This is a genomic window from Roseomonas haemaphysalidis (genome assembly GCF_017355405.1).
Taxonomy (GTDB): Bacteria; Pseudomonadota; Alphaproteobacteria; order Acetobacterales; family Acetobacteraceae; genus Pseudoroseomonas; species Pseudoroseomonas haemaphysalidis.
This window is the reverse complement of sequence record NZ_CP061177.1, coordinates 2,104,235-2,128,872: the sequence shown is the minus strand read 5'-3', so window position 1 is coordinate 2,128,872 and position 24,638 is coordinate 2,104,235. Positions and strand designations below refer to the sequence as shown.

34 protein-coding genes are annotated in these 24,638 nt (G+C 71.0%); 23 read left to right on the top strand and 11 right to left on the bottom strand.

Going from position 1 to position 24,638, the window contains the following annotated elements; all coding sequences use genetic code 11:
- The first annotated feature begins 3 nt into the window (after window positions 1-3).
- From IAI59_RS09815 to dmeF, 3 genes are read left to right on the top strand one after another with little or no spacing between them, the layout of a single operon-like run.
- Window positions 4-291 carry an RNA-binding S4 domain-containing protein gene (locus tag IAI59_RS09815; RefSeq protein WP_207416357.1) on the top strand — a complete coding sequence of 96 codons (288 nt, stop codon included), beginning with the start codon at window positions 4-6 and terminating at the stop codon, window positions 289-291.
- Window positions 292-334: 43 nt separating this feature from the next.
- Complete coding sequence (locus IAI59_RS09810) at window positions 335-616, top strand: metal/formaldehyde-sensitive transcriptional repressor (RefSeq protein ID WP_207416356.1); 282 nt, start codon at window positions 335-337, stop codon at window positions 614-616.
- 10 nt (window positions 617-626) lie between these two features.
- On the top strand, window positions 627-1,535 hold the full coding sequence (dmeF, locus tag IAI59_RS09805; RefSeq protein WP_237180564.1) for a CDF family Co(II)/Ni(II) efflux transporter DmeF: 909 nt from the start codon (window positions 627-629) through the stop codon (window positions 1,533-1,535).
- On the opposite strand, the gene IAI59_RS09800 is transcribed toward dmeF, so the two are convergent.
- Window positions 1,532-2,293 (bottom strand): class I SAM-dependent methyltransferase, encoded by a 762-nt coding sequence (locus tag IAI59_RS09800; RefSeq protein WP_207416354.1) that lies wholly within the window; start codon window positions 2,291-2,293, stop codon window positions 1,532-1,534. The genes dmeF and IAI59_RS09800 overlap by 4 nt on opposite strands.
- Before the next feature lie 48 nt (window positions 2,294-2,341).
- Here IAI59_RS09800 and gloB point away from each other — a divergent pair, with 48 nt between their 5' ends.
- The 5 genes from gloB (at window position 2,342) to IAI59_RS09775 (ending at window position 5,142) form a co-directional block, all read left to right on the top strand.
- Window positions 2,342-3,073, top strand: coding sequence for a hydroxyacylglutathione hydrolase (gloB, locus tag IAI59_RS09795; RefSeq protein WP_207416353.1), 732 nt, complete (start codon window positions 2,342-2,344; stop codon window positions 3,071-3,073).
- Between the two features lie 36 nt (window positions 3,074-3,109).
- Entirely contained in the window at window positions 3,110-3,703 is a 594-nt protein-coding gene (locus IAI59_RS09790) for a glutathione S-transferase N-terminal domain-containing protein (protein WP_207416352.1), read from the top strand.
- On the top strand, window positions 3,700-4,152 hold the full coding sequence (locus IAI59_RS09785) for a cupin domain-containing protein (RefSeq protein WP_207416351.1): 453 nt from the start codon (window positions 3,700-3,702) through the stop codon (window positions 4,150-4,152). Before IAI59_RS09790 ends, IAI59_RS09785 begins: the two co-directional genes overlap by 4 nt.
- Window positions 4,149-4,757, top strand: a complete 609-nt coding sequence (locus IAI59_RS09780; protein WP_207416350.1) for a class I SAM-dependent methyltransferase — start codon at window positions 4,149-4,151, stop codon at window positions 4,755-4,757. The genes IAI59_RS09785 and IAI59_RS09780 overlap by 4 nt, the downstream gene beginning before the upstream one ends.
- A 130-nt stretch (window positions 4,758-4,887) precedes the next feature.
- Complete coding sequence (locus IAI59_RS09775; protein ID WP_207416349.1) at window positions 4,888-5,142, top strand: GlsB/YeaQ/YmgE family stress response membrane protein; 255 nt, start codon at window positions 4,888-4,890, stop codon at window positions 5,140-5,142.
- Between the two features lie 146 nt (window positions 5,143-5,288).
- On the opposite strand, the gene IAI59_RS09770 is transcribed toward IAI59_RS09775, so the two are convergent.
- From IAI59_RS09770 to IAI59_RS09760, 3 genes are all read right to left on the bottom strand, one after another.
- The gene (locus tag IAI59_RS09770; RefSeq protein ID WP_237181103.1) at window positions 5,289-5,792 is read right to left on the bottom strand and encodes a pyridoxamine 5'-phosphate oxidase family protein; all 504 of its coding nucleotides are present in this window, start codon (window positions 5,790-5,792) and stop codon (window positions 5,289-5,291) included.
- A gap of 64 nt (window positions 5,793-5,856) precedes the next feature.
- Window positions 5,857-6,297, bottom strand: coding sequence for a PaaI family thioesterase (locus IAI59_RS09765; protein WP_207416348.1), 441 nt, complete (start codon window positions 6,295-6,297; stop codon window positions 5,857-5,859).
- A 46-nt stretch (window positions 6,298-6,343) separates the two neighbouring features.
- On the bottom strand, window positions 6,344-7,186 hold the full coding sequence (locus tag IAI59_RS09760) for a S49 family peptidase (RefSeq protein WP_207416347.1): 843 nt from the start codon (window positions 7,184-7,186) through the stop codon (window positions 6,344-6,346).
- Between the two features lie 82 nt (window positions 7,187-7,268).
- On the opposite strand from IAI59_RS09760, the gene IAI59_RS09755 reads away from it, so the two are divergent.
- The 5 genes from IAI59_RS09755 to IAI59_RS09735 all read left to right on the top strand — a co-directional run bounded on the left by IAI59_RS09755 (window position 7,269) and on the right by IAI59_RS09735 (window position 11,243).
- On the top strand, window positions 7,269-8,378 hold the full coding sequence (locus IAI59_RS09755; protein ID WP_207416346.1) for an S-(hydroxymethyl)glutathione dehydrogenase/class III alcohol dehydrogenase: 1,110 nt from the start codon (window positions 7,269-7,271) through the stop codon (window positions 8,376-8,378).
- A 72-nt stretch (window positions 8,379-8,450) separates the two neighbouring features.
- Window positions 8,451-8,882: a CoA-binding protein gene (locus IAI59_RS09750; RefSeq protein ID WP_207416345.1), complete on the top strand. Its 432-nt coding sequence runs from the start codon at window positions 8,451-8,453 to the stop codon at window positions 8,880-8,882.
- 146 nt (window positions 8,883-9,028) lie between these two features.
- Window positions 9,029-9,787, top strand: coding sequence for a DUF2076 domain-containing protein (locus tag IAI59_RS09745; RefSeq protein WP_207416344.1), 759 nt, complete (start codon window positions 9,029-9,031; stop codon window positions 9,785-9,787).
- A gap of 191 nt (window positions 9,788-9,978) precedes the next feature.
- Window positions 9,979-10,737 carry a cytochrome c oxidase assembly protein gene (locus tag IAI59_RS09740; protein WP_237180602.1) on the top strand — a complete coding sequence of 253 codons (759 nt, stop codon included), beginning with the start codon at window positions 9,979-9,981 and terminating at the stop codon, window positions 10,735-10,737.
- Window positions 10,734-11,243, top strand: coding sequence for a CopD family protein (locus tag IAI59_RS09735; RefSeq protein WP_207416342.1), 510 nt, complete (start codon window positions 10,734-10,736; stop codon window positions 11,241-11,243). Before IAI59_RS09740 ends, IAI59_RS09735 begins: the two co-directional genes overlap by 4 nt.
- Here IAI59_RS09735 and IAI59_RS09730 read toward each other — a convergent pair.
- Window positions 11,221-11,718 (bottom strand): DUF2231 domain-containing protein, encoded by a 498-nt coding sequence (locus tag IAI59_RS09730; protein WP_207416341.1) that lies wholly within the window; start codon window positions 11,716-11,718, stop codon window positions 11,221-11,223. The genes IAI59_RS09735 and IAI59_RS09730 overlap by 23 nt on opposite strands.
- A 138-nt stretch (window positions 11,719-11,856) precedes the next feature.
- On the opposite strand from IAI59_RS09730, the gene IAI59_RS09725 reads away from it, so the two are divergent.
- Genes IAI59_RS09725 through IAI59_RS09715 form a run of 3 tightly spaced genes read left to right on the top strand, consistent with a single transcriptional unit; the run spans window position 11,857 to window position 15,298 of the window.
- On the top strand, window positions 11,857-12,414 hold the full coding sequence (locus IAI59_RS09725; RefSeq protein WP_237180601.1) for a cytochrome c oxidase subunit II: 558 nt from the start codon (window positions 11,857-11,859) through the stop codon (window positions 12,412-12,414).
- Window positions 12,411-14,942: a cytochrome c oxidase subunit I gene (gene ctaD / locus IAI59_RS09720; RefSeq protein WP_207416339.1), complete on the top strand. Its 2,532-nt coding sequence runs from the start codon at window positions 12,411-12,413 to the stop codon at window positions 14,940-14,942. Before IAI59_RS09725 ends, ctaD begins: the two co-directional genes overlap by 4 nt.
- Entirely contained in the window at window positions 14,939-15,298 is a 360-nt protein-coding gene (locus IAI59_RS09715) for a hypothetical protein (RefSeq protein ID WP_207416338.1), read from the top strand. Before ctaD ends, IAI59_RS09715 begins: the two co-directional genes overlap by 4 nt.
- Before the next feature lie 10 nt (window positions 15,299-15,308).
- On the opposite strand, the gene yddG is transcribed toward IAI59_RS09715, so the two are convergent.
- Window positions 15,309-16,178: an aromatic amino acid exporter YddG gene (gene yddG, locus IAI59_RS09710; RefSeq protein ID WP_237180563.1), complete on the bottom strand. Its 870-nt coding sequence runs from the start codon at window positions 16,176-16,178 to the stop codon at window positions 15,309-15,311.
- 63 nt (window positions 16,179-16,241) lie between these two features.
- Between yddG and IAI59_RS09705 the strand changes: the two genes are divergently transcribed.
- The gene (locus IAI59_RS09705) at window positions 16,242-16,604 is read left to right on the top strand and encodes a phage holin family protein (protein ID WP_207416336.1); all 363 of its coding nucleotides are present in this window, start codon (window positions 16,242-16,244) and stop codon (window positions 16,602-16,604) included.
- A 39-nt stretch (window positions 16,605-16,643) separates the two neighbouring features.
- Here the strand turns inward: IAI59_RS09705 and phbB are convergent, their stop codons facing one another.
- Window positions 16,644-17,366: an acetoacetyl-CoA reductase gene (phbB, locus tag IAI59_RS09700; RefSeq protein WP_207416335.1), complete on the bottom strand. Its 723-nt coding sequence runs from the start codon at window positions 17,364-17,366 to the stop codon at window positions 16,644-16,646.
- A 222-nt stretch (window positions 17,367-17,588) separates the two neighbouring features.
- Here phbB and IAI59_RS09695 point away from each other — a divergent pair, with 222 nt between their 5' ends.
- The gene (locus tag IAI59_RS09695) at window positions 17,589-17,795 is read left to right on the top strand and encodes a hypothetical protein (protein ID WP_207416334.1); all 207 of its coding nucleotides are present in this window, start codon (window positions 17,589-17,591) and stop codon (window positions 17,793-17,795) included.
- A gap of 86 nt (window positions 17,796-17,881) precedes the next feature.
- On the top strand, window positions 17,882-18,070 hold the full coding sequence (locus IAI59_RS09690) for a soj family protein (RefSeq protein WP_207416333.1): 189 nt from the start codon (window positions 17,882-17,884) through the stop codon (window positions 18,068-18,070).
- A 7-nt stretch (window positions 18,071-18,077) separates the two neighbouring features.
- Here IAI59_RS09690 and metW read toward each other — a convergent pair whose 3' ends face one another.
- The 3 genes from metW to metX form a co-directional block, all read right to left on the bottom strand.
- Window positions 18,078-18,680, bottom strand: coding sequence for a methionine biosynthesis protein MetW (gene metW, locus IAI59_RS09685; protein ID WP_207416590.1), 603 nt, complete (start codon window positions 18,678-18,680; stop codon window positions 18,078-18,080).
- A gap of 172 nt (window positions 18,681-18,852) precedes the next feature.
- Complete coding sequence (locus IAI59_RS09680) at window positions 18,853-19,461, bottom strand: hypothetical protein (RefSeq protein WP_207416332.1); 609 nt, start codon at window positions 19,459-19,461, stop codon at window positions 18,853-18,855.
- 149 nt (window positions 19,462-19,610) lie between these two features.
- A complete protein-coding gene (gene metX / locus IAI59_RS09675; protein ID WP_207416331.1) occupies window positions 19,611-20,777 on the bottom strand; it encodes a homoserine O-acetyltransferase MetX in 1,167 nt (388 codons plus the stop codon).
- A 108-nt stretch (window positions 20,778-20,885) separates the two neighbouring features.
- Here metX and IAI59_RS09670 point away from each other — a divergent pair, with 108 nt between their 5' ends.
- Genes IAI59_RS09670 through IAI59_RS09660 form a run of 3 tightly spaced genes read left to right on the top strand, consistent with a single transcriptional unit; the run spans window position 20,886 to window position 23,756 of the window.
- Window positions 20,886-21,788, top strand: a complete 903-nt coding sequence (locus tag IAI59_RS09670; protein WP_207416330.1) for a chorismate mutase — start codon at window positions 20,886-20,888, stop codon at window positions 21,786-21,788.
- Window positions 21,785-22,873 (top strand): histidinol-phosphate transaminase, encoded by a 1,089-nt coding sequence (gene hisC / locus IAI59_RS09665; protein ID WP_207416329.1) that lies wholly within the window; start codon window positions 21,785-21,787, stop codon window positions 22,871-22,873. The genes IAI59_RS09670 and hisC overlap by 4 nt, the downstream gene beginning before the upstream one ends.
- Complete coding sequence (locus IAI59_RS09660; RefSeq protein ID WP_207416328.1) at window positions 22,866-23,756, top strand: prephenate dehydrogenase/arogenate dehydrogenase family protein; 891 nt, start codon at window positions 22,866-22,868, stop codon at window positions 23,754-23,756. The genes hisC and IAI59_RS09660 overlap by 8 nt, the downstream gene beginning before the upstream one ends.
- A 12-nt stretch (window positions 23,757-23,768) precedes the next feature.
- Here IAI59_RS09660 and IAI59_RS09655 read toward each other — a convergent pair whose 3' ends face one another.
- Complete coding sequence (locus tag IAI59_RS09655; RefSeq protein WP_207416327.1) at window positions 23,769-24,053, bottom strand: hypothetical protein; 285 nt, start codon at window positions 24,051-24,053, stop codon at window positions 23,769-23,771.
- A 271-nt stretch (window positions 24,054-24,324) separates the two neighbouring features.
- Between IAI59_RS09655 and IAI59_RS09650 the strand changes: the two genes are divergently transcribed.
- Complete coding sequence (locus IAI59_RS09650) at window positions 24,325-24,516, top strand: twin transmembrane helix small protein (protein ID WP_207416326.1); 192 nt, start codon at window positions 24,325-24,327, stop codon at window positions 24,514-24,516.
- The last annotated feature ends 122 nt before the right edge of the window (window positions 24,517-24,638 follow it).

The following is a 24,638-nucleotide window of genomic DNA, read 5'->3' as shown; positions in this document are numbered from 1 at the left end:
GCGATGGCGGAGACCGAGGACCGGGACTGGCAGCGGCTGGACAAGTGGCTGTGGTGCGCGCGGGTCGCCAAGACCCGCGCGGAATGCAGCCGGTTCGTTGAACGCGGCGCGGTGCGGCTGAACCGCCAGCCGGTGGAAAAGCCGCATGCCAAGCTGCGCCCGGGCGACGTGCTGACCCTGGCGCTGGGCCGGCCGGAAACCGGGGTGGTGAAGATCTGGCGCGTGGCGGCGCTGGCCGCCCGGCGCGGCCCGGCGCCGGAAGCCCAGGCATTGTACGAGGACATCACCTAACCGGTCTTGGAATGCTGGGTGCGATACCCTACCTGGGTATGGTATGGCCCATCTTACCGACCCCGAGCGAACCCAGGCCCTGGTCAACCGCGTCCGCCGCATCGGCGGGCAGCTGCAGGCCGTGGAGCGCGCGCTGGAAGGCGGCGCCGACTGCGCCGTCACGCTGCAGCGCGTCGCCGCCGTGCGTGGTGCCGTCGCCGGGCTGATGGATGAGATCATGCTGGACCACCTGCGGGCCCATGTCGCCGCCCCGGGCCTGAGCGATGCGGAGCGCCAGCGCGGCGCCGACGAGCTCGCCGCCGTGCTCAGCCGCTATGCCAAGTAGGACCGCACCGATGCACGACCACGATTTTCTCGGCGAGCAGCACGATGCCAATGCGCGCCGCACGCTTTGGGTGGTGGCGCTGACCGCCGTGATGATGGTGGGCGAGATCGTCGCCGGCAGCCTGTTCGGCTCCATGGCGCTGCTGGCGGATGGCTTCCACATGGCGACCCACGCCGGCGCGCTGGCGGTGACCGCCGGCGCATATGCCTTTGCCCGCCGCCATGTGCGGGACCGTCGTTTCAGCTTCGGCACCGGCAAGGTGGGGGATCTGGCGGGCTTCGCCTCGGCGCTGGTGCTCGGCGTGGTGGCGCTGGGCATCGCGGTGGAATCCGGCATGCGGCTTTGGGCGCCGCAGCAGGTGGCGTTCGGGCAGGCGGCGGCGGTGGCCGTGCTGGGGCTGGTGGTGAACATCGTCAGCGCCCTGCTGCTGGCCGGTGGCTCTGGCCATCACAACCATGATCACGGGCACGGCCATGCGCATGGCGACCACGGGCATTCTCACCACGGCCAGGACAACAACCTGCGTTCCGCCTACCTGCACGTGCTGGCCGACGCGCTGACCTCGGTGCTGGCCATCGGCGCGCTGCTGGCCGGGCGCTACCTGGGCTGGGCCTGGCTGGACCCGGCGGTGGGGCTGCTCGGCGCCATTGTCATCGCCCGCTGGTCCTGGAGCCTGATGCGCGACACCGCCGGCGTGCTGCTCGATGTCGCTGACCCGGCGCTGGAGGCCGAGATGCGCCAGCATGTCGAGGCCCCCGGCGACGTGCGGATCACCGACCTGCATGTCTGGCGTGTTGGCCCCGCCGCCCATGCCGCGATCGTCAGCACGGAAGGCTTGGCGGACGGCGCTACGATCCGCGCCCGCCTCGCCCCCGTGCACGAGCTGGCGCATGTGACGGTGGAAACGCGCGCGGCCTAGCCCGGAGGCGGCTTAGGCGGATCAAAGCGCAGGCCCGCCGGCACCAGCACCCGCCGCCCCTTGGCCGGCAGGGCGCGCACCGGCACGGCGCCGAACATCTCCTTGCGCGCTTCCACGATGGCGACGCCGGCGAAGCGCGGCGCCAGTGCCCGCCCCGCCCTTTCCCACACCCCCGCGCCGCGCAGCAGCAGCCGGGTCTGGAACGGCGGGATGAACAGGGCCGAGCGGCGGCGCTCCACCGTGAACATCGTGCGCCCCAGCAGGCGCGCGATCTGGCCATGCGAATACGGCCTGCCCTGGCCGAAGGGCGTGCCTTCGGAATGCGCCCACAGGCCGCGCCGGTTGGGCACCACCACCAGCAGGCGGCCGTCTTCCTTCAGGACGCGCCAAACCTCGCGCAGCAGGCGCCGGCCATTCTCGGCGGTTTCCAGCCCGTGCACCATCAGGACGTTGTCGAAGGTGAAGTCGGCGAAGGGCAGCTCCGTTTCCTCCACCAGCGTCGCCAGGTTGGCGCCGCTGCGCGGCCAGGGCTGCGCCCCGGCCTCGGCGGGGCTGGCGGCCAGCACGCGGGCCGCGTGGTCCCGCCACAGGCGCAGATAAGGGGTGGCGTGGCCAAGCCCCAGCACGCAGCGGCCCGTCAGGTCCGGCCACAGCTCCACCAGCCGCTCGCGCAGCAGCCGCGCCGCCACCGCGCCCGTGGGCGTCTGGTAGAATTCGCGGTGCGGCGACTCAGGGGGGGCGTGGACCTCGTCGCTCATGCATCCGATATAAGGGCACGCCCTTTCGGCGACCATAAGGACCTGACCATGACCGTGACCGTGACGGCGGTGCCCTGTCTTTCCGACAACTACGCCTGGATGCTGCGGGACGAGGCCACCGGCACCGTCGCGATCTGCGACCCCGGCGAGGCGGCACCGGTGATCGCGGCGCTGGACGCGGCGGGCGGGCGTTGCGACCTGATCCTGTTGACCCACCACCACGGCGACCATGTGGACGGCGTGGAGCAGGTACGGGCGAAATACGGGGCCCGGGTGATCGGCGCCAAGGCCGATGCCCACCGCCTGCCGCCGCTCGACACCGCCGTGGTGCCCGGCGACACGGTGGCGATCGGCGACACCGAGGGCCGGGTGATCGACAGCCCCGGCCACACGCTGGGCCATGTGGCCTTCTACTTCCCGGATGGTGACGTGCTGCTGTGCGGCGACACGCTGTTCTCGCTGGGCTGCGGGCGGCTGCTGGAAGGCAAGCCGGCGGACATGTTCCACGCGCTGGAGCTGCTCAAGCCCCTGCCCGACCAGACCCTGGTCTGCGCCGGCCACGAATACACCGAAAGCAATGCCCGCTTCGCGCTGACCGTGGAGCCGGACAACGCGGCGCTGCGCGACAAGGCGGCCTGGGTGTCCGCCACCCGCGCCGCCGGCCGCCCCACCCTGCCCGCGACGCTAGGCGAGGAAAAGCGGACCAACCCGTTTCTGCGCGCCTCCAGCGTGGAGCGGCTGGCCGAGATCCGCGCCGGCAAGGACAGCTTCCGCGGCTGACTGGCGACACCTTCCCCCATCACGGACCCCGCCCGCATGCAGTTGTTTTATTCCTCCGGCTCGCCTTTCGTCCGCAAGGTCATGGTCGCCCTCCTGATGCGCGGGCTGGAGGAGCGGGTGGACCTGCTGTCCACCAACCCGCATGAAAGCCCGGCCGCGCTGCTGCAACAGAACCCGCTGTCCAAGGTGCCCTGCCTGGTGACGGTGGAGGGCCTGCCGCTGTTCGACAGCCGGGTGATCTGCGAATACCTGGACGGGCTCGGCACCGCGTCGCCGCTGTTTCCGGACTCCGGCAGCGAGCGCACCGGCGCGCTGCTGTTGCAGGCCCTGGGGGATGGCGTGATGGATGCCGCCGTGGCCCGGCGCATGCAGCAGCCTTATCCGCAGGATGAGGGACGCCGGCACCTGGGCGGGCGCAATGCCGCCGCCATCGGCCGCGCCCTGGACTGGCTGGACCGCAACCCGCCGGAGCGGCTGCGCGACATCGGTGCCGTCAGCGTCGCCTGTGCGCTGGGCTACCTCGACTTCCGCTTCGCCGACGAGGACTGGCGCGAGGGCCGCCCCGCGCTGACGGCCTGGTTCGCCGAGGCGGAGGCGCACCCCGCCATGGTCGCGACCCGCCCGGCATGACCCCGCCGGATCTGCGCGACCCGTCCCTGCCCGCGGCGGCGGTGATCGCGGCGCTGGGCCTGTCGCCGCACCCCGAAGGCGGGCACTTCCGCGAGATCTGGCGCGATGCCCCGCCCGGTGGCGGCCGCGGCGTCGGCACCGCCATCTATTACCTGCTGGACGCCGGGGAACGGAGCCACTGGCACCGCGTCGATGCCGCCGAAGCGTGGCACTGGTATGCCGGCGGCCCGCTGGCGCTGCACCTGTCGGCCGACGGCCGGGGCAGCGAGGAACGGCGGATCGGCCCGGACCTGTCCGCCGGCGAGGAACCCTTCGGCCTCGTGCCGCCCGGCTGGTGGCAGGCGGCGCGGCCGCTGGCGGGCTGGGTGCTGGTGGGCTGCACCGTCAGCCCGGCCTTCAATTTCTCGGGCTTCGAGATGGCGCCGCCAGGTTGGGCACCCGGGCCATGAGCGACAGCCTCGCCTGGGATGCGCGCTATGCCGCGCAGCCCTGGATGTTCGGCCAGGCGCCCAACCGTTATCTCGAAAGCTGGGGGCCAAGGCTGCCGGCGCGGGGGCGTGCCCTGGCGCTGGGCGATGGCGAAGGGCGCAACGGCGTGTGGCTCGCCGAACGCGGGCTGGAGGTGACGGCCGTGGACTGGTCCGCCACCGGGCTCGGCCGCGCCACGGCACTTGCGGAATCGCGCGGCGTGCGCCTCGCCACCCATGCGGCCGACCTGGTCCAATGGTCCTGGCCGGACGCCGGGTTCGACCTGATCGCCTGGATCTTCCTGCACCTGCCGCCGGCGGACCGCGAGGTCGTCGCGGCCCGCGCGGTCCAGGCCCTGGCGCCGGGCGGCATGCTGGTGCTGGAATGCTTCTCGCCCGCGCAGAACGGCCGCCGCAGTGGCGGGCCGCGCGAGCCGGCGTTGCTTTGGACCCGCGCCATGGCGGACACCGCCTTCGCCAGCCTGGACACCCTGGAATGCCTGGAAGGCGGCGTCCTGCTGCAGGAAGGCCCCAAGCACCAGGGCGTCGCGGAGGTGGTACGCGGCTGCTGGCGCAAGCCGGAATAACGCCGCGGTGGGGTGGGACCGGCATCCCGCAACCCGGCCCATGCCATTTCCTGCAGGAAAGATGCGAAGCCGGCGTTACCTTTCAGAACAAGCAGCGTTAAGCCCAAGCCATTCTTCAAGGAACGCGACCATGGGCATTATCTGGACGATCATCATCGGCTTCCTGGCGGGGGTTGTCGCCAAGTTCATCATGCCGGGCCGCGACGGCGGTGGGTTCATCCTCACCACCATCCTCGGCATCGTGGGCGCCTTCGTGGCGTCCTATCTCGGCCAGGCGCTCGGCTGGTACCGCGCCGGCGAGGGCGCGGGCTTCATCGGTGCCGTGGTCGGCGCCATCATCGTGCTGGCGATCTACCGCTTCACGGTCGGCCGCCGCGCCGTCTGAACGGCGTCGCGTCGCCGTTGATCAAAGGCCGGATCCGGCGCGCCAGGAGGCGCGTCCGGGCCCGGCCTTTGCTTCATCCGGCGCCGGCCCGTGCACATAAAAAAGCCCGGGGTCCTTTCGGACCCCGGGCTTTTTCGTCTGGCCGGTCAGAAATCGACCTTGGCATTCTCGCCGGAGCTCGCCGGCTTGCCGGTCGCCAGCGCCTTGGCGTAGCCGAAGGCGAAGGTGACGTTGGAGGAGATGGCGTCCCAATACTCGGCGCCGGCGATCTCCACCGCGATCAGCGCATAGCCATCCCCGTCCGGGCCTTCCGGCAGCCAGGTGCGCAGGTCCTCGGTCCAGAGCTGCTTGTTCTTGTTCTTGTCGCGCACGATGCGCGCCTTGCCGGAAATGGACACGAAGTCCTGGCTCTTGGGATCGGCATAGCCCAGCAGCACGCTCGGGTTGCCCTCGATCTCATCGACCTTGGGGCTGTCGTCGCGCGTGAAGAACCACAGGGTCTTGCCGTCCTCGTCCGGCTTCTGCGCCCGCATCGGGCGGCCGCGCAGGTGCCCCTCGGGGTCGGTGGTCACCATGATGGCGACCTGGATGTCCTTGACCATCTCGCGCACCTTGATGCGCATTTCGTCTTCGTTCTTGGCGGTATCCACGGTGTTCGCTTCCCTTGCGGTGCTGGGAGGCAAACTGCGCAGCACCGTGGCGGTTGCGTGCCGCTCAGGCCGAGCCGGCCGCCGCGGGGTCCGGGCTGCCGGACAGCGTTTCGCTGCCGCCACGCCAGCGGTGGGTGGAACTGCCGAAGGCCACCATGCGGCCCTGGCTGTCGAACACCTCGGTCCGCGCGAAATAGATTTTACCGCCGCGGGACACCATGCGGCCCTCGGCGTACACCCGCCCCGGCAGCGTCTGGCCGGTGAAGTGGCAGTTCAGGTCCACGGTCACGCCCTTGCGGCTGTGGCCAGGCGTGTCGCACCACAACCCGCTCATGCCGCCCGCCTGGTCGATCAGCGACAGGATGGCGCCGCCATGCACGATGCTGCTGCGGTTGAGGTGCTGCTCGCCCGCCTCGATGGCGATGCGGACATAGTTCTCCCGCCATTCCTCCAGGATAAATCCGAGCAGCTCGTGATACGGGGCGGAAACGTGGGGTGCGGACATGCCATCCGGGGTGCCCAACCCGGCGCCCGCCGTCAAGGCCGCGCTGCTACAGGCCCAGGCGAGCCCAGGCCGCCCGCTCTTCCGCCAGGGCGGCGGCGGTGGCCACCGCCTCGGCCGCCAGCCCCGGCGCGGCGGCACCGGCCCCCAGCAGGCGCAGCGGCAGCGGCGGCCGCTTGGCGCCGCCGAAGGGCACCACCTGCGCCTTGTCGCCGAAGCGCCGGCGGATTTCATCCGCCGCGTTGCCCAGCCGGTCGATCAACCCCAGCGGCAGGGCTTCCCGGCCGGTCCAGAAGCGGCCGGTGAAAAGCTGCGCCTCCGGAGCCTGCAGCCTGCCGCCCCGGCGCGTGCGCACCCAGTCGCGGAATTCGGCATGGATGGCTTCCAGAAGTTCCTCCAGCCGTTGCTGCTGCGCCGGCTCCACCGGGCGGAACGGGTCCATGAAGGATTTCTGCCCGCCCGCCGTGGTCAGCCGCCGCTCGACGCCGAAGCGCTCGATCAGCCCTTCCAGCCCGAAGCCGCCGGAGATCACGCCGATGCTGCCGACGATGCTGGCGCCGTCCGCCACGATCTCGTCCGCCGCGCAGGCCAGCCAGTAGCCGCCGGACGCCGCCGCGTCTTCGACGCAGGCGATGACCGGCACCTTCTTCTCCTCCGCCAGGCGACGGATGCGGGCGCCGATCAGCGAGGACTGCACGGGCGAGCCGCCGGGCGAATTGACCGCCAGCACCACCGCCGCCAGCCGCTTCAGCGCGAAGGCACGGTCCAGCACCGGCCCCACCTGCTCGATGTTCAGGGCGGGCCCGGTGGCCGGGCCGCCGCGCGCGGCGATGACGCCGGACAGCCGCACCAGGGCGACACGGGGCTTGGACGACAGAAAGGGGATGCGCATGTCCCTTCAGATGTCCTCCCTTCCCGCTTCCCGCAAGAAGTGGCAGTGAGGCCGTTCGTCCCAAGTGCCGAGGAACCCTGCCATGAAGACACGCGCCGCCATTGCCTGGGAGGCCGGCAAGCCCCTGTCGATCGAGGAGGTGGACCTGCAAGGCCCGCGCGAGGGTGAGGTTCTGGTCGAGATCAAGGCCACCGGCCTGTGCCACACGGACAAGTACACCCTGTCCGGCGCCGACCCGGAAGGCATCTTTCCCGCCATCCTGGGCCATGAAGGCGCGGGCGTGGTGCTGGAGGTCGGCCCCGGCGTGAAGACGCTGAAGCCCGGCGACCACGTGATCCCGCTCTACACGCCCGAATGCCGCGAATGCGACTACTGCCTGAGCCAGAAGACCAACCTGTGCCAGAAGATCCGCGTGACGCAGGGGCGCGGGCAGATGCCGGACGGCACCAGCCGCTTTTCCTGCAACGGCAAGCCGATCCACCACTACATGGGCACCTCGACCTTCGCGAACCACACGGTGGTGCCGGAGATCGCGCTGGCCAAGATCCGGGCCGACGCGCCCTTCGACAAGGTCTGCTACATCGGCTGCGGCGTCACCACCGGGCTCGGCGCCGTGCTGTTCACCGCCAAGGTGGAGGCGGGCGCCAACGTGGTGGTCTTCGGCCTGGGCGGCATCGGGCTGAACGTCATCCAGGGCGCGCGCATGGTCGGCGCCAACAAGATCATCGGCGTCGACGTGAACCCGAACCGCGAGGCGATGGCCCGCAAGTTCGGCATGACCCACTTCGTCAACCCGAAGGAGATCGAGGGCGACCTGGTGGCCCATCTGGTGGAGCTGACCGGTGGCGGCGCCGACTATTCCTTTGAATGCGTCGGCAACACCAAGCTCATGCGCCAGGCGCTGGAATGCTGCCACAAGGGCTGGGGCGTCTCGACCATCATCGGCGTGGCGGAGGCGGGCGCCGAGATCAGCACCCGCCCCTTCCAGCTCGTGACAGGCCGGCGGTGGATCGGCTCGGCCTTCGGCGGCGCGCGCGGGCGCACGGACGTGCCGAAGATCGTCGACTGGTACATGGACGGCAAGATCAACATCGACGACCTGATCACCCACACCATGCCGCTGGACCGCATCAACGAGGGCTTCGACCTGATGACGCGGGGCGAAAGCATCCGCGGTGTCGTGCTCTACTGACGGCCGCGCGCTGGCGGGGAACCCCCGCCGGCCCCGCCGCGTTGCTTGGGCCGTGAAGGAGCACTGATCGCCATGGCCATGGACGGGCTGACCGACGACGACATCCGCCGCCTGCTGCTGAATACCACGCGCATCGCCGTGGTCGGCGCCTCGGCCAATCCGGCGCGCCCATCCTATGGCGTGGCAGGCTTTCTGGCGGAGCGGGGCTTCGACGTCACGCCCGTGAACCCGGGCCTCGCCGGGCAACGGCTGCATGGCGCCGAGGTGGTGGCGGCCCTGGACGCCGCCGCGCCGCTGGAGATGGTCGACATCTTCCGCCGCAGCGAGGAGGCCGGCGCGGTGGTGGACGAGGCCATCCGGCTTGGCGCCCGCGCCGTCTGGATGCAACTCGGCGTGGTGGACGAGGCCGCCGCCGCGCGGGCGCGCGATGCCGGGCTGGTGGCCGTGATGGACCGCTGCCCGGTGATCGAGTGGCGCCGCCTCGGGCTGGCCAGCGCCGCCTGACCGGCGCCGCATGACAAAACATTGCCGAAAGTTCATCCGGGCTTGAAGCGGGCCTTGCCCTGGGCCAAGTCCCTTGCCGCGTGCCGGGCCAGCCCTGGCGCGATTCGCGCGAACCGTCTGGAAAAGGCCCCGAAAGGGGAAGGGACATGACCGAAGAAGAACGCCGCATCATCTCTGCCTTTGTTGAGCGCATGGCGGGTGTGGCCCCGGCCCAGCCCGCCGCCTCCCCCTGGGGCGGCAGCAGCGTGCCGTCCGTGCAGTCCCGCCCGCAGCTGCCGCCGGTGGACCCGGAGGCCGACCGGCTGATCGGCGACCTGTTCGCGCGCTACCCCGAGGCCCGCTACCGCCTGACGCAGACGGCGTTTGTGCAGGAACACGCCCTGGTGCAGGCGCAGAACCGCATCCAGGAGCTGGAATGGCAGCTTGAGAACGCGCAGCAGCAGGCGCAGGCCGCGCCGCAGCGCGGTGGCGGCGGCATGTTCGGTGGGTTGTTCGGCGGCGGTGGCCAGCAGCGCCCGCAGCCCATGACGCCCCGCCCGCAGCCGATGCAGCCCCCCATGGGCATGCAGCCGCAGATGATGCAGCAGGGCCGCGGCGGCTCCGGCTTTCTGGGCTCAGCGCTCACCACCGCGGCCGGCGTCGCCGGCGGCATGGTGATGGGCAACATGCTGATGGGCATGTTTTCGGGCGGTGCCGCGCATGCCGCGACGGCGGCCACGGATGCCGCTGGCGCCGTGGGCGATTTCGGGCAGGAAGCGGTGCCGACCTCGGCCAGCCCCTGGACCGACCCCGGCCAGGACGCCGGCTACAACGACGCCACGCCGGTGGATGACGGCGGCTGGGGCAACGACGCGGCGGCCGATGGCGGCTTCGACGACGCCGGCTACAGCGACGACGACATCTGACATTGTTGCTGGCGGGAGGACCATCCGCGATGGTCCTCCCCCACTGCCGATCCGGCGTAGTCTGAAAAAATTGTCATCTCCGTCCGGCTCATCCCGCCTCGTCCGCGTTGCTGTCGAATGGCGGCAGGACGGACAAGGGCGGCGCTGATGCGCCGCGCGATTTCAAGCAGGGACCGGAGCATGCTGACGTGATGCCATCGCACGCGGCGGCCATCCCTTATTGCGGCGTGGCACCTCTGCCCGCCGTGCTGTGGCACAGCTGGAACGCAGACCCCTGGGTGCTAGGCGGCCTGCTGGTGCTGCTGACGGGCGGCCTGCTGTGCCTGCGGCACAGGCCCAGTGCCGCGCGGCGGCGGCGCATGCTGGCACTGGCGGTGCTGCTGCTGGCCGTGGCCTTTGTTTCCCCCCTGTGCGCCTTGTCGTCGGCCCTGTTCTCGGCCCGCGTGGCACATCACCTGCTGCTGATCTCGGCGGCGGCGCCGTTGCTGGCCCTCGCCTTTCCCGCCGCCGGGGGCGCCACGTCACGTCTGCTTGGCGTCGCGGTGCTGGCGCATGTGGTGACCGTCTGGTTGTGGCACGCCCCCGTGCCCTACGCCGCCGCGCTGGCGAGCGACACGGTGTACTGGGTGATGGAGCTTTCGCTGCTGGGCACGGCCTTGGTGGTGTGGCGCGGGCTGCTGGATGCCCGCCTGCCGCCGCTGCGGGCAGTGGCCGGGCATGTGTCGGTGATCGGCCTGATGGGCCTGCTGGGCGCGCTGATCACCTTCGCGCCCCAACCGCTTTACGCGCAGCACCTGCTGGCCACCGAGCCGTTCGGCCTGTCCGCGCTGGAAGACCAGCAACTGGCCGGGCTGCTGATGTGGGCACCCGCCATGCTGCCCAACTTCGTGGCCGCCGTGCTTTGCCTGCGCCGGCTGTTCAGCGCGCCGGAGGCGCACCCGGCGGCATGACGGTCGTCTGGTTGAAGCTGCTGCATGTCTCGGCCCTAGCGATCTGGACCGCCGGGCTGCTGTTGATGCCCCTGCTGTTCGGTCAGCGGCGGGACGCCGGCTCGGGCGGGCCCTTGCACCGGCTGCACGCCTTCACGCGCTTTTCCTATATCACCATCATCTCGCCCGCCGCCTTTCTGGCCATCGCCTCCGGCACGGCGCTGATCGTGACGCGCGGCATCGCCGGTCCCTGGTTCGCCCTGAAATTGCTTCTGGTCGGCGTGCTGGTGGGGCTGCACGTCTGGATCGGATTGCTGCTGCTGTCCGTCTTCGACGAGGGCGGGTATTTCGCGCGCTGGCGGGTGGGCGCCAGCATGGTGGCGCTGTCCGCCACCATGCTCGGCATCTTCTGGGTGGTGCTGGCTAAGCCAGTGATCGATCCGGCCGCGCTGCTGCCGGGCTTCATGCTGCGCCCGGGCGGTCTGCGCGACGCCGCGGCCACGTTTATTCCTGGTCCGACACCATGATGCCCACGCCGTGATGCAGGATCAGCTTGCCGCCGTGATACCCCGCCAGCCCGGTGAACACCGCCCCCAGCCCGGACAGGGCCAGGCCCAGGGGGATCACCGCCTCCGGCTCCAGCAGCCGCACCGTCCAGTTCATGCCGATGATCGACAGAAACATCATGGCGGCGATGGCATGCGTCCAGCTCGCGGCGCGCGACCGGATGCCCGGCACCAGCAGCAGTTCCGCCGTGCCCACCAACCCGGCCGTGACGCCCGTGACAAAGGCAGCCCCGGCGGCCCACAGGCCGGCCCGCAGCCAGAACTCGTCGCCGCTCCACCAGTAGGTCAGGTCGATCCCCAGCACGGCGATGGCCAGCGCGATCGGGAAATGCACCGCCATCGCGTGCACGGGGTGCCCGGCGATGGCCACCGCGGAGCTGACATCCTGCTCCGCCACCCGGCGGATCACGGGACTGGGGTCGTTGCTGGTCTTCATGCGGCCTCCCTGGCGCGGCGCGGGCGCGCCCTCTGCACGGTTGCAACGGCGCTGGGGCTGTGTGGCTGCACCGGCGACCTTTCGACCCTGTCGCCCGCGGGTCCCGCCGCCGCCTCCACGGCACTGCTGTGGTGGGTGATGCTGGGCGGGGCGGCGGCGATCTTCGCCGGCGTGCTGGGGCTGGTCGCCCTGGCGTTCCTGCGGCCTGGCCTGGGGCACGACATCGCGCCGCGCTTCTGGCTGGTGTGGGGGGGACTGGCGCTGCCGGCGGTGGTGCTGGGCGCGCTGCTGGTCTTCGCCCTGCTGACGGGCGAGCGGCTGCTGCCCCGCCCCGGCTCCGGCGCCTATGTGGTGGAAGCGGTGCCCCGCCAATGGCACTGGACCTTCCGCTACCCCGGCGGCCTGCGGACGGACGACGTGCTGCACCTGCCGGCCGGCCGGCCGGTGGACGTGCGGGTGGTCGGCACCGACGTGATCCATTCCTTCTGGGTGCCGCGACTGGGCGGCAAGATCGACGCCATCCCCGGCCATGTGAACGTCATCCGCCTGCAGGCCGACCAACCGGGCCACTACGGCGGCGTTTGCGCGGAATTCTGTGGCACGGGCCACACCACCATGGCCTTCGCGGTGCAGGCGCATGACGCCGCCGCCTTCGGCCCGGCGCTCGCCGCGGCGGCGGAAGGGAACACGCCATGAGCCCGCCCGAGCAGTTGCCGGCGCGCACGGAAGCGGCGCGGGAGCTGGAGCGCATCTGGTCCACGCCGCCGGGGTGGGGGCGGCTCGCGGCCGTCAACCACACCGTGCTGGGGCGGCGCTTCATCGTCACCGCCTTTCTGTTCTTCGCCATCGGCGGCGCGCTGGCCATGCTGATCCGCGCGCAGCTCGCCTCCCCCGGCAGCGCCTTCGTGGGTCCCGACGTCTACAACCAGATCTTCACCATGCATGGCACGGTGATGATGTTCCTGTTCGCCATCCCGATGTTCGAGGGCGTGGCGATCTTCTTTCTGCCCAAGATGCTGGGCACGCGGGACTTCGCCTTTCCGCGCCTCACCGCGCTGGGCTTCTGGTGCTACGTGTTCGGTGGCTCCATCCTGATCCTGGCGCTGCTGGCGGGGTATGCGCCCAACGGCGGCTGGTTCATGTACACGCCGCTGTCCTCGGGCCGCTATTCGCCGGGCATCAACGCGGATGTCTGGCTGCTGGGCGTGACCTTCGTGGAAATCTCGGCGGTCGCGGCGGCGGTGGAGCTGGTGGTATCCATCCTGAAGTTCCGTGCGCCGGGCATGAGCCTGGCGCGCATGCCGCTGTTCGCGTGGTACATCCTGGTCACCGCCGGCATGATGCTGGTGGGCTTCCCGCCGCTGATCCTCGGCTCCGTGCTGCTGGAAGCGGAACGCGCGCTGGACCTGCCCTTTTTCGACCCGACGCGCGGTGGCGACCCGCTCCTGTGGCAGCACCTGTTCTGGCTGTTCGGCCACCCGGAGGTCTACATCATCTTCCTGCCGGCGGCGGGGCTGATCTCCACCATGCTGCCCGTGCTCGTGCGCCACGCCATGATCGGCTACGCCTGGATCGTGGTCGCGGTCGCCACCATGGGGTTCCTGTCCTTCGGGCTGTGGGTGCACCACATGTTCACCGTGGGCATCCCGCATCTGGCGCAGGCCTTCTTCTCGGCGGCCAGCGTGCTGGTGGCGGTGCCGACGGGCGTGCAGATCTTTCTCTGGATCGGCACCATGATGGCCGGCCGCCCGCGCATGAGCGTGCCGATGCTCTACCTCCTCGGCTTCTTCTTCGTCTTTGTCTGCGGCGGGCTCACGGGGGTGATGCTGGCCATCGTACCCTTCGACTGGCAGGCCCACGACACGCACTTCGTGGTCGCGCACATGCACTACGTGCTGGTCGGCGGCTTCATCTTCCCCATGCTCGCGGCGGCCTACTACTACCTGCCGCTGGTCACCGGCCGCCAGCCGCTCTACGGCGTTGGCACGCTGGCCTTCTGGCTGATCTTCGTCGGCTTCAACATGACCTTCTTCATCATGCACCTGACCGGCCTGCTCGGCATGCCGCGCCGCTGGGCCATGGTGCCCGAGGGACTGGGGTGGGAACTGCCGAACCTCGTTTCCTCCATCGGCGGCTTCGTGATGACGGCGGGCTTCGCGCTGTTCGCGGCCGACATGCTCCTGCAGTTCCGCTTCGGCCGCCGCTCGCCCGCTGATCCCTGGCAGGCGGAAACGCTGGAATGGGCGGTGCCGATCCCGCCGCCATCCTATGCCTTCGCCTCGCTGCCCCGTGTGTCGGGCCGCGCGCCCTTGCGCGACGCACCCGGGCTGGCCGAGGCGCTGGAACGCGGCGAAGGCTTTCTCGCCACGCCGCGCCACGGCTGGCAGGAGATCATGGCGGTGGAGATGGCGACCGGCGAGCCCGAGCACATCGCCATCCTGCCGCGCCCGACCTTTCTGCCGCTGTGGACCGCGCTGGCCATCGGTGCCACGGTGCTGACGCTGCTGTTCAAGCTGTACTGGGCGACGCCGCTGACGCTGCTCCTGGTGGTCGGCGTCCTGTTGCGCTGGCACCGCACGGCCGGCCAAACGCGCGACCACGGCCTGCTGGAGGCCGGACTCGGCCTGCGCCTGCCGCTGCATTCCGAGGTACCGTGCCCGGCATCCTGGTGGGGCGTGGCGCTGCTGCTGGTGGCGGACGGCACGGCCTTTGCCTCGCTGGTCTTCGGCGCGCTGTTTCTGTGGCTGGTGGCCCCGGGATGGCCGCCGCCCGCGGTGGTCGCGCTGCCGTTGGCCGCGGCGGCCGCACCAGGGCTGCTGTGCGCCGCCGCGGCCGCCCTGGCGCGCGGCTCGCTGATGGCGTTGCGGGGTTCGGTGCGGCGGGCGGCGCTGCTGCAGCTCGGCGTCGCGGCTTGCCAGGTTCTGGCCGCCCTGGCGGCCCTTTGGCTGATGCTGTTCCAGGTGCCCACGCCGAGCGGCCATGCCTACCTCGCCGTCACCGCAGCTTTCCTGGCCTATGCCGCGCTGCATGCCACGGTGGGCGGCATCCTGGCGGGGCTGGCGGCTTGGCGCTGCATGGCGGGCTTTGTGTCGCCGCGCCGCTCGGCCGACCTTCGCACCGGCACGCTGTGGCACGACTACACGGCCGCGACGACGCTGCTGGCTTTGGGCTTTCTTCTGGCCCTGCCCTGGCTGGTGCCGATGCGCGGGCTGGCGACGCCATGACCACCGCCGCCGCCCGGCAGGGTGCCCCGCCGCTGCTGCTGCTTTGCGCCGGCCTGTGTGTCTGGGGATCGGCGTTTCTGTGGTTGTATGCCGCCCTGTCGGTCGGCTGCGCCTTCGGGTGGGACGGCATGCGGCTCGGCCCGCTCAGCCTGCAACGCGGCGTGTTGCTCGGCATCTGGGTCCTGCACGTGCTGGCGCTGCTGGGGATCATTGTGTGGTGCCGGCGCCATGCCCGCCGGGTGGGGCGGCGGCCGGACGGCCTCCTGGCCCGCGCGGCGCTTTACGCCAGCGTCGTGGCCCTGGTGGCGACCCTGGTGAACTACGCGCCCGTGCTGGCGCTTTCCACCTGCCTGTAGGCGAAGACGCTCACAGGCGCGCCGCCTTTGCCGGCTTGCCGCCACGCCCCATCGCGGCCAGCAGCCCGCCCCCGGCGACCAGTGCCGCGGCGGCCAGCACCCGCCAGCCCGCCTGCCCTTCCCCCGCCGCCAGCAGCAGCGCGGTGGAGGCCACCGGCGTCGCATAGGCCAGGGTGCCCAACAGGCGCGGGTCGCCGCGCTTCATGCCGGCATCCCATAAAAAGAACGCGGCCCCCAGCGGACCCAGCCCCATCAGCAGCACCGCCACGGCCTGCCGTGCATCGGGCACAACCGTGGTTTCCGTCAGGGCGTGCAACACGCCGGACAACAAGGCCGCCCCCAGGCAGAAGCCCGCCACGGCCTCGGTCGGCACGCCGGCCAGCCGCCGCGCCGTGACCGAATACAGGGCCCACACCAGGGCCGCCGCCGCGGCGCACAGAAAGCCGGGCCAGGCGGCGGGCGCGAAGCCGGCACCGCCGCCCAGCAGCAGCGCGCAGCCGGCCAGCCCCAGCACGACGCCGGACAGGCGCCGCGCATCCAGCGCCAAGCCCAGCACCGGGGCCGACAGCAGCACGATCAGCAACGGCCACAGGTAGTTGAGGAGGTTGGCTTCCACCGGCGGCGCCAGGGCCAGTGCCGCGAAATACAGCGCGTGGTAGCCGGCCAGCCCGCCCACGCCATGCGCCCAGGCCAGCGCGCCCTGCCGCAGCCGCGATGCCTGGCCGCGCGCCAGCACCACCGCCAGCCCGGCGGCACCGCCGACCGTCATGGCCATGGCGGTGAGCTGCAATGGCGGGATGCCGGCGGCCAGCCGGGTCAGCACGCCTAGAAACGCCCATAGCACCAATGCCACACCGCCGAGCATATCGTGCCGGCTCATGCGCGCACCGAAACCTGCCGCAAGCTTGGGCATTGAGCGGGCATCAAGAGAAGGAGTTCTTCCATGGGTTTCCTGGCACGCACGCTGATCACCGCCGTCGCCTTCTGGCTGGCGGAATACCTGATCGACGGCATCAGCTTCACCGGACCGATCAACCTGCTGATCGCCGCCGTCGTGTTCGGCGTGGTCAATGCGCTGATCCGCCCGGTCATCGCGCTGCTGTCGCTGCCGCTGACCGTCCTCACACTCGGGTTGTTCACGCTGGTGGTCAACGCGCTGATGTTCGCCATCACCGCCGGCGTGATGCCCGGCATGCGCGTCGCCAGCTTCTGGGATGCCTTTATGGGCGCGATCATCGTGTGGCTGGTGTCCTGGGTGGCCAGCCGCCTGCTGGCGGACCGCGCCACCCCCGCCGTCAACCGCTGAACCGGATGCGCGGGCGGCCCGGCCGCCCGCGCTGCCGCGTCAGTACATGTGCTGCCCGCCGTTGATCGACAGCGTCGATCCGGTGATGAAGCTGGCATCGTCGGCCGTCAGAAAGCAGACGCCGCGGGCGATGTCCTCGGCATGGCCGAGCCGCCCGACCGGGATGCGCGCGATGATCTTCTGCAGCACGTCGTCCGGCACCGCCCGCACCATCTCCGTATCCACGTAGCCGGGCGCGATGGCATTGACGGTGATGCCGGCGCGCGCGCCTTCCTGCGCCAGGGCCTTGGTGAAGCCATGGATGCCGGACTTGGCGGCGGCGTAGTTGACCTGCCCGTACTGCCCGGCCTGCCCGTTGATCGAGCCGATGTTGACGATGCGGCCGAACTTGCGCGCCGTCATCCCCTCCCACACCAGCTTGGCGAGGTTGAAGCAGGAGCCGAGGTTGGTATCGATCACCGCGTCCCACATGTCGCGGTCCATGCGCTTCATGGTGCCGTCCCGGGTGATGCCGGCATTGTTGACCAGGATCTCGATCACCCCGTGCTCGGCCTCGATCTTGGCCACCGCCGCCTTGCAGGCCGCGTAGTCGGACACGTCGAACTTCACCGTCGGAATGCCGGTCCGCTCCGTGAAGGCCGTCGCCGCCGCGTCGTTGCCGGCATAGGACGCGACCACGCTGCGCCCGGCCTTCTGCAGCTCCTCGCTGATCGCGGCGCCGATGCCGCGCTGTCCTCCGGTGACCAGTGCCAAACGTGCCATAGCGGAACCTCCGTTGCGTGTTCTTTTAAGGGGCCACGACCGTCCGGGATGCGTGATTCCTGGGCGCCCATGTCGCAAGGTATGGCCTGCCACGCGCCTTGGCCATGGCCCGGCACCGCGCTCGGCCGAAGTTTGCGCTTGCCGAAATTCTCTTGCATCAGATACATCACGCTTGTGTGATGATGCTGTTCCTGCCATCGGCCGCCCGGGACCCGAAGCAACATGAGCGCCTTTCAAAGCCACCCCGACCACGAAAAACGGTCTGACCGGGCGTCGCTGATCCGGATGCTCAGCTACATGGAGGCCGAGGCGCGCGCCCTGGGGGTGGAGGATGCCGCCCGGCACATCGCCTATGCCGCCATGCTGATCGACGTCCCGCCGCAGCCGGACTGGGGCCTGGCCATGGTGGAAACCCGCGGCGAGGCCTGAGCGCGGAATTCTGTGGCCCTGCCGGCAAGGATGCTTTAAGCGCCGGCCACCGAATCCCCGGCAGCACCCAGCCCCTGGTGAACCTCATGGACACCCCGATCGCCGCGGTCCTCTGGACCGAGCAGGCCCGACGCGACCTTTCCTCCGTGCTGCGCCTGCTGGGCCATGCCGAGCGGTGCTGCCAGGAGCTGGGCGCCGAGGATGCGGCGGACAAGGTGGCCGAGGCGGTGCAGGCGCTGCTGCGCGACGGCGCCGCCCGCAAGATGGCGGCCTGATCGCCGGCTAGTCCGTCCGGCGCAGCTGGAACAGCGCCTGCTCGCCGAACAGGTTGGCCAGGCGCACGGACTCCCGCCATGGCGCCTTGAGCCCGCGCTCGTCCACCGCCAGCCAGCGTTCCACCGTGTATCCATCGGCCGCGCACAGATCGAAGAAGTCGAGCATGGTGCAGGGGTGGATGTTGGGCGTCTCGTGCCAGGGCCGCCCCCAGGTATCGGTCATCGGCATGCGGCCGGTCAGCAGCAGCTTCATGCGCACTTCCCAATGGCCAAAGTTGGGAAAGGACACGATGGCGTGGCGGCCAATGCGCAGCATCTGCCGCAGCACCTCGCGCGGTTTTTCGACGGCGTGGATGGTGCGCGACAGCACCACGTAGTCGAAGGCGCCGTCCGGATAGAAGGCCAGGTCGTTGTCCGCGTCGCCATGGATCACCGCCAGACCCTGCGCCACGGCGGCCGTGGCCTGCGCCATGTCGATCTCGATGCCGCGGGCATCGGCATGCTTTTCACGCGTCAGGTGGTCCAGCAGGGCGCCGTCGCCGCAGCCGATGTCCAGCACCTTGGCGCCAGGCGGGATCATCTCGGCGATCAGCCGCAGGTCGAGCCGCATGTTCTTGGCGACAAAGCGGATGGGGGCGGTGTCGGGCAAGGGCGCCTCGTTCCGGAAACGGGAAAGCGGCTTTCCTATACCGGCCCCGGCCCCGGGCCGCGAGGCCCCGGAACGGGAAAGGGGGCGGACCTTGCGGCCCGCCCCCTTTCCACTGCGAAGTCGGCCGGCCTGTTCAGCTCGCGCGGCTCATGTGCGAGGAGGCGGCATCCAGCGCGCGCATGGCGCCCGCGCGGTCACGGCGGCTGGCGGCGGCGCGGGCCTCGCTCACGCTGCGCAGCGCCGCATTGTCGCCGGCGCCGCCGCTCTGGTTCAGCATGCGGGTCTCGACCACCTCCAGGTTGGCGGCGGCGGCGGCGAACTGGCCGCGCTGCAGTTCAGCGCGGGCACGGTTCAGCACCGGCGCGGTGGCCATCGGCGCACGCGCCGCCGCCTGGCGGGCGGCGCGGCTCGGGCGCGCGCCACGCACCGGGTTCAGCGCGCGGTCGGCGCCATAGCTGATCACCGGCTGGCCTTCGCGGTTGTCGACGATGCGGGGCACGCGGCCGTCCTCGACGCCCTCGGCACGCGGCTGCGCGCCGCGATAGCGGATCACCGGCTGGCCATCGCGGTTGTCCACGATCACCGGCACGCCGTTGCTTTGCGGCTGCATGCCGTTGGGCGACTGGCGGACGAAGTTGTTGATGTTGCTGTCGCCGCCGGCGCCGCCATCCTGGGCGAAGGCGGGAGCGGCGCCGAGGGCGATCAGGGCCGCGGCGGCGGCCAGCGTGGTGCGCAGGGACATGCGAATTCTCCATTCATGATCAGCGAAGCCCGGGCCGGCGACCGGCCGGGGCGGCATTCCTGTAACGATGAACGCGATGTCATATCGTCTGGTTTTCGAAAAAACGTTTCGCCCTGCGCATGGGTCACATGCAACGCGGCGCCCTTGCATCAGCAGCCGGCGCGCTCCGCCGCACCGCGCAAAAAGCCGCCCAGCGCCGCATGGAACTCGGGCTCGTGCAGCAGAAAGGCGTCGTGCCCTTTGTCCGACTTGATCTCCACGAAGGATACGTTGGCCGCCGCCGCGTTCAGCGCCCGCACCAGGGCGCGGCTTTCGCTGGTGGGAAACAGCCAGTCGCTGTCGAAGGACGCCACGAAGAACCGCGTGGGCGTGCCACGGAAGGCGGCGGCCAGGTTGCCATCGTGCTCCGCCGCCAGGTCGAAGAAGTCCATCGCGCGGGTGATGGTCAGGTAGCTGTTGGCGTCGAAGCGGTTGACGAAGGTGCTGCCCTGGTGGCGCAGGTAGCTTTCCACCTCGAACACGTCCTCCAGGAATGTCAGCGCCGGGGCGCCGCGCAGCCGGCGGCCGAACTTGCGGGTCAGCGCCTGCTCCGACAGGTAGGTGATGTGCGCCACCATGCGCGCCACGGACAGGCCCCGCGCCGGGATGCGCCCGTCTTCCCAGTACCGCCCGCCCTTCCAGTCCGGGTCGGAATGGATAGCGGCGCGGCCGACCTCGTCAAAGGCGATGTTCTGCGCGCTGTGGTGCGGCGCCGTGGCGATGGGCGCCGCGGCATGCACCATCTCGGGAAAGGTCGCCGCCCATTCCAGCACCTGCATGCCGCCCATGGAGCCGCCGATCACGGCGAGCAGCCGCGGGACGCCCAGGTGGTCCACCAGGCGCTTCTGGGCGCGCACCATGTCGCGGATGGTGATGGACGGGAAGTCGGTGCCATAGGGGCGGCCTTCCCCCGGCATCTCCTCGCGCGGGCCGGTGCTGCCCATGCAGCCGCCCAGCACGTTGGCGCAGATCACGAAGAAGCGGTCCGTGTCGACCGGCTTGCCGGGTCCGACCACCGCTTCCCACCAGCCGGGCTTGCCGGTGACCGGGTGGCTTTCGGCCACGTACTGGTCGCCCGTCATGGCATGGCATACCAGCACCGCGTTGCCGCGCGCCGCGTCCAGCGTGCCGTAGGTGCGGAAGGCCACCGTCAGCGGGGCGATGGCCGCGCCGCAATCCAGGGACAGCCCGTCCGGAAAGGACACGCTCTGGTGCCGGAATGCCGCCGCATCGGCCGGCGGGGACTCGGAGTGCGGGGGCGCGGGGGACTGGGTCATGCCGCCGCCATCAATAGGATCGCGCGGCGGCCAGGTCCATGCGCGACCGCCGGCGGCGCGGCGGTGCTTGGCGCGGCGCCGCCGGGGCATTAATGCTGGGCCACCGCCATGGCCGACCTGACCCCCACCACCGCCCCCGCGCAGCAGTCCCAGCCCGCCCCGCCGGCCGGGGCCGGGCCGGACCTGGCCGCGCTGCGGGCGGCGATCGACAACATCGACGATGCCATGCACGACCTGCTGATGCGCCGCGCGGCACTGGCGGCCGGCATGGCGGCGGGCCGGGTGAAGGCCGGCGGGCCGACCTTCCGCCCGGGGCGCGAGGCGGCGATCCTGCGGCGCCTGCTGGCGCGTCACGAGGGCCCGCTGCCGCGCCCGGTGGTGGCGCGGCTGTGGCGCGACATCATCGCCAGTTCCCTGGCGCAGCAGGGCCCCTTTTCCATGGCGGCGTGCGGCGCCGCCGACGGCGCGGCGGCACACGCGGCGCGCGGGCATTTCGGTTTGCTGACGCGGCTGACGCTGCATCCCACGCCGGCAGGCGCGCTGGCCGCCGTGGCGGCGGGCGAGGCCACCGTCGCCATCCTGCCGGCCGCGGAGCGCGGCGACCGGCCTGCGGCAGCATGGTGGATGCAGATGCAGGTGCCCCGCCTGCAGGTGCTGGCGGCCCTGCCCTTTCTGGCCGGCCCCGAGGGCGCGCGGCCCGAGGCGCTGGCCGTCGCGGCCTTTCGGCCGGAGCCGAGCGGCCGCGACCGCACGCTGCTGCGCTTTGCCGGGGTGAATGACGTCGGCCGCATCGGCGGCGCCCTCGCCGCCCTCGGCCTGCCGCCATGCCGGGTGATCTGGCACCACGCGCGGGCCGCGCTGGCCGAGGTGGAGGGCTTTCTCGACCCCGCCGACCCGCGCCTGGCCGCCCTGCCCTTTTCCAGCGTGCAGGTGCTCGGCGCCTATGCCGAGCCGTTCTGCGACGCCCCTGCCCGACCGACCCCGACCCATCCGGAAGAACCGCCCGCATGACCGTGCAGCCGCGCCCCTCCATCCTCAGCATCGAGCCGTATGTCGGGGGCGAGTCCAAGCTTCCGGGCGTCAACCGGATCATCAAGCTGTCGTCCAACGAGGGTGCCTTCGGGCCGCCGCCCGGCGCCATCGAGGCCATCACCCGCGCGGCGCGCGAGGCGCACCGCTACCCCGACGGCAGCGCCAAGGAATTGCGGGCCGCGATCGGCGCGAAATACGGGCTGGACCCGGCGCGCATCGTCTGCGGCAATGGCTCGGACGAGCTGATCGCGCATCTCTGCCTGGCTTATGGCGGCGAGGGCACGGAAATCGTCATGAGCGCCTATGGCTTCATGATGTACGACATCGCCGCCCGCTACGCCGGCTGCCGCGTGATCAAGGTGGCCGAGCACGACATGAAGGCGGATATCGACGGCATGATCGCCGCCGCCGCCGGGCCGCGCGTGCGCATCGTCTTCATCACCAACCCCAACAACCCGACCGGCACGCTGCTGCCCTCGGCCGAGATCGCCCGCCTGCGCGCCGGGCTGCGCGATGACGTGCTGCTGGTGCTGGACAGCGCCTATGCCGAATACGTCACGGACCCCGGCTACGACGCCGGCGCCGCGCTGGTGGATGCCGCCGGCAACACCATCATGCTGCGCACCTTTTCCAAGATCTTCGGCCTGGGCGGCATGCGGGTGGGCTGGGGCTACGCCTCGCCCGAGATCATCGACACCCTCAACCGCGTGCGCGGCCCCTTCAACGTCGCCGCCGCCTCGCAGGCCGCGGCCATCGCGGCGCTGGCCGAGCCGGGGTGGGAAGCGAAGTCGGTCGCCCACAACACCGAATGGCGCGGGCGCGTGGTGGCGGCGCTGGAAGGCGCGGGCATCAAGGTCTGGCCCAGCCACACCAACTTCATTCTGCTGGACTTCGGCGACGCCGCGCGCGCCAGGGCGGCGGATGCGGCCCTGAAGCAGCGCGGGCTGATCGTGCGCGGCATGGGCGGCTACGCCCTGCCGCACTGCCTGCGCATCACCATCGGCACGGCCGAGGAGTGCCAGATGGTGATCGACGCGCTGACCGCCGCCGCGCCGCATGGCTGACGCGCCGGTCTTCCAGCGGCTTTGCATCATCGGGCTGGGGCTGATCGGCTCCTCGCTCGCCCGGCTGGCGCGGGAGCGGGGGGACATCGCCGCCACCGTCGTGGCCTGCGACACCGGGCCCGGCGTCGCGGCGCGATTGCGCGAGCTGGGCATCGCGGATGTAGTGGAAACGGATGCCGCGCGGGCCGTGCAGGGCTGCGACGGGGTGATCCTGTGCGTGCCGGTCGGCACCTTCGCGGCGGTGATGCGCCAGATCGCGCCGCATCTGGCACCGGGCGCCGTGCTGACCGACAGCGGCTCCACCAAAGGCTCCGTGCTGCGCGACCTGGTACCGCTGCTGCCCGCCGGCGTGCACCTGGTGCCCGGCCACCCCATGGCCGGCACTGAGCATTCCGGCCCGGATGCCGGCTTCGCCACCCTGTTCCAGGGCCGCTACGTGATCCTGACGCCGCCATCCGGCACCGATGCCGGGGCCGTGGCCAAGGTGGCCGCGATGTGGGAACGGGCCGGTGCCATGCTGGAAACCATGGACGCCACCACCCACGACAAGGTGGTGGCCATCGTCAGCCACCTGCCGCACCTGATCGCCTTCACCATCTGCTCGACGGCCGACGACCTGGCGCAGGAAACCCAGGAACAGGTGCTGAAGTTCGCCGCCTCGGGCTTTCGCGACTTCACGCGCATCGCGGCCAGCGACGTCAACATGTGGCGCGACATCTTCCTGAACAACCGGCCGGCGCTGCTGGAGATGTTGGCCCGCTTCAGCGAGGACGCGCAGGCGCTGGGGCGCGCCGTGCGCTGGGGCGAGGCCGGCTTCATCGAGGACCGCATCCACCGCGGCCAGAAGGTGCGGCGCGGCCTGATCGCGATCAACCAAGCCTGACGCGGGCGCGGCCTAGGCGGCGACGGCCAGACGCACGTGGCGGCCTTCCATGGCCTCCACCCGCATCACGCCGATGATCTGGCCGAGATTGCCCGCCACCAGGTGCAGCATCTCGACCGGCATGGCGTCCACGGCGATCTCCACCCGCAGAAACTGGCCTTCCCGCTGGGACCGCACGCGATCCGGGGTCAGGTCGCGCTTGGCCAGCGGCTCCAGCACGCGGGACAGCAGGCCGGGATAGGCTTCGGCCAGCACGGTGAAGCGGGCGGCGGACACCGCGGAACAAAGGTCTGACATGAGAATAGGATCCGATGGTCGGCACCGGCTCGCGGTGCGGCTGCGACTGGGCTGCGCGGGGTCATCCCGGCCGCTGCCCCCCGCAGGGCGCTTAAACGGCCGGGCCGCTAATCGTCATTCGCGTGGACGACATCGGGCTCATGAACGGAGCTTAGGCACCGGAGCGTGGCCTCGGCAAGGCGGTTGGCGCAGGGCGGCCATGCGATATGCGCATCCGGTGCTGAGACCCCGGCCTGCTTGCACCCTGCCCCGCCTCGCCCATGTCTGCTGCATGATCACCATCGTATCGATCCTGCTCGCCCTCGCCATGCTGGGCACCCTGGGCGTGCTCTTCGCCGGCATGGTCGGGCTGGCGCGCGGCCAGGACGGCGCCAAGTCCAGCACGCTGATGCGCTACCGCGTCTGGCTGCAGGGCATCTCGCTGGCACTGTTCGTGGTGTTGGTGCTGTTGATGCGCGGCTAGGCCGCCGCTGGCCGTATTGCCAGGACCGGCGGCGCCGCCTTACCGTGCCGCAACGTGGCCGGCAGGCGGGCTGAGACCCGCCGCGATCGCGGACAGACTGGCGCCCACGGCGCGCCAAGCTG

What these genes read in the sequence shown, in the direction of transcription:
- IAI59_RS09815 (WP_207416357.1), top strand. Translation starts at nt 4, where the DNA reads ATGGCGGAGACCGAGGACCGGGACTGGCAGCGGCTGGACAAGTGGCTG.
- IAI59_RS09810 (WP_207416356.1), top strand. Translation starts at nt 335, where the DNA reads ATGGCCCATCTTACCGACCCCGAGCGAACCCAGGCCCTGGTCAACCGC.
- dmeF (WP_237180564.1), top strand. Translation starts at nt 627, where the DNA reads ATGCACGACCACGATTTTCTCGGCGAGCAGCACGATGCCAATGCGCGC.
- IAI59_RS09800 (WP_207416354.1), bottom strand. Translation starts at nt 2,293, where the DNA reads ATGAGCGACGAGGTCCACGCCCCCCCTGAGTCGCCGCACCGCGAATTC.
- gloB (WP_207416353.1), top strand. Translation starts at nt 2,342, where the DNA reads ATGACCGTGACCGTGACGGCGGTGCCCTGTCTTTCCGACAACTACGCC.
- IAI59_RS09790 (WP_207416352.1), top strand. Translation starts at nt 3,110, where the DNA reads ATGCAGTTGTTTTATTCCTCCGGCTCGCCTTTCGTCCGCAAGGTCATG.
- IAI59_RS09785 (WP_207416351.1), top strand. Translation starts at nt 3,700, where the DNA reads ATGACCCCGCCGGATCTGCGCGACCCGTCCCTGCCCGCGGCGGCGGTG.
- IAI59_RS09780 (WP_207416350.1), top strand. Translation starts at nt 4,149, where the DNA reads ATGAGCGACAGCCTCGCCTGGGATGCGCGCTATGCCGCGCAGCCCTGG.
- IAI59_RS09775 (WP_207416349.1), top strand. Translation starts at nt 4,888, where the DNA reads ATGGGCATTATCTGGACGATCATCATCGGCTTCCTGGCGGGGGTTGTC.
- IAI59_RS09765 (WP_207416348.1), bottom strand. Translation starts at nt 6,297, where the DNA reads ATGTCCGCACCCCACGTTTCCGCCCCGTATCACGAGCTGCTCGGATTT.
- IAI59_RS09760 (WP_207416347.1), bottom strand. Translation starts at nt 7,186, where the DNA reads ATGCGCATCCCCTTTCTGTCGTCCAAGCCCCGTGTCGCCCTGGTGCGG.
- IAI59_RS09755 (WP_207416346.1), top strand. Translation starts at nt 7,269, where the DNA reads ATGAAGACACGCGCCGCCATTGCCTGGGAGGCCGGCAAGCCCCTGTCG.
- IAI59_RS09750 (WP_207416345.1), top strand. Translation starts at nt 8,451, where the DNA reads ATGGCCATGGACGGGCTGACCGACGACGACATCCGCCGCCTGCTGCTG.
- IAI59_RS09745 (WP_207416344.1), top strand. Translation starts at nt 9,029, where the DNA reads ATGACCGAAGAAGAACGCCGCATCATCTCTGCCTTTGTTGAGCGCATG.
- IAI59_RS09740 (WP_237180602.1), top strand. Translation starts at nt 9,979, where the DNA reads ATGCCATCGCACGCGGCGGCCATCCCTTATTGCGGCGTGGCACCTCTG.
- IAI59_RS09735 (WP_207416342.1), top strand. Translation starts at nt 10,734, where the DNA reads ATGACGGTCGTCTGGTTGAAGCTGCTGCATGTCTCGGCCCTAGCGATC.
- IAI59_RS09730 (WP_207416341.1), bottom strand. Translation starts at nt 11,718, where the DNA reads ATGAAGACCAGCAACGACCCCAGTCCCGTGATCCGCCGGGTGGCGGAG.
- IAI59_RS09725 (WP_237180601.1), top strand. Translation starts at nt 11,857, where the DNA reads ATGCTGGGCGGGGCGGCGGCGATCTTCGCCGGCGTGCTGGGGCTGGTC.
- ctaD (WP_207416339.1), top strand. Translation starts at nt 12,411, where the DNA reads ATGAGCCCGCCCGAGCAGTTGCCGGCGCGCACGGAAGCGGCGCGGGAG.
- IAI59_RS09715 (WP_207416338.1), top strand. Translation starts at nt 14,939, where the DNA reads ATGACCACCGCCGCCGCCCGGCAGGGTGCCCCGCCGCTGCTGCTGCTT.
- yddG (WP_237180563.1), bottom strand. Translation starts at nt 16,178, where the DNA reads ATGAGCCGGCACGATATGCTCGGCGGTGTGGCATTGGTGCTATGGGCG.
- IAI59_RS09705 (WP_207416336.1), top strand. Translation starts at nt 16,242, where the DNA reads ATGGGTTTCCTGGCACGCACGCTGATCACCGCCGTCGCCTTCTGGCTG.
- phbB (WP_207416335.1), bottom strand. Translation starts at nt 17,366, where the DNA reads ATGGCACGTTTGGCACTGGTCACCGGAGGACAGCGCGGCATCGGCGCC.
- IAI59_RS09695 (WP_207416334.1), top strand. Translation starts at nt 17,589, where the DNA reads ATGAGCGCCTTTCAAAGCCACCCCGACCACGAAAAACGGTCTGACCGG.
- IAI59_RS09690 (WP_207416333.1), top strand. Translation starts at nt 17,882, where the DNA reads ATGGACACCCCGATCGCCGCGGTCCTCTGGACCGAGCAGGCCCGACGC.
- metW (WP_207416590.1), bottom strand. Translation starts at nt 18,680, where the DNA reads ATGCGGCTCGACCTGCGGCTGATCGCCGAGATGATCCCGCCTGGCGCC.
- IAI59_RS09680 (WP_207416332.1), bottom strand. Translation starts at nt 19,461, where the DNA reads ATGTCCCTGCGCACCACGCTGGCCGCCGCCGCGGCCCTGATCGCCCTC.
- metX (WP_207416331.1), bottom strand. Translation starts at nt 20,777, where the DNA reads ATGACCCAGTCCCCCGCGCCCCCGCACTCCGAGTCCCCGCCGGCCGAT.
- IAI59_RS09670 (WP_207416330.1), top strand. Translation starts at nt 20,886, where the DNA reads ATGGCCGACCTGACCCCCACCACCGCCCCCGCGCAGCAGTCCCAGCCC.
- hisC (WP_207416329.1), top strand. Translation starts at nt 21,785, where the DNA reads ATGACCGTGCAGCCGCGCCCCTCCATCCTCAGCATCGAGCCGTATGTC.
- IAI59_RS09660 (WP_207416328.1), top strand. Translation starts at nt 22,866, where the DNA reads ATGGCTGACGCGCCGGTCTTCCAGCGGCTTTGCATCATCGGGCTGGGG.
- IAI59_RS09655 (WP_207416327.1), bottom strand. Translation starts at nt 24,053, where the DNA reads ATGTCAGACCTTTGTTCCGCGGTGTCCGCCGCCCGCTTCACCGTGCTG.
- IAI59_RS09650 (WP_207416326.1), top strand. Translation starts at nt 24,325, where the DNA reads ATGATCACCATCGTATCGATCCTGCTCGCCCTCGCCATGCTGGGCACC.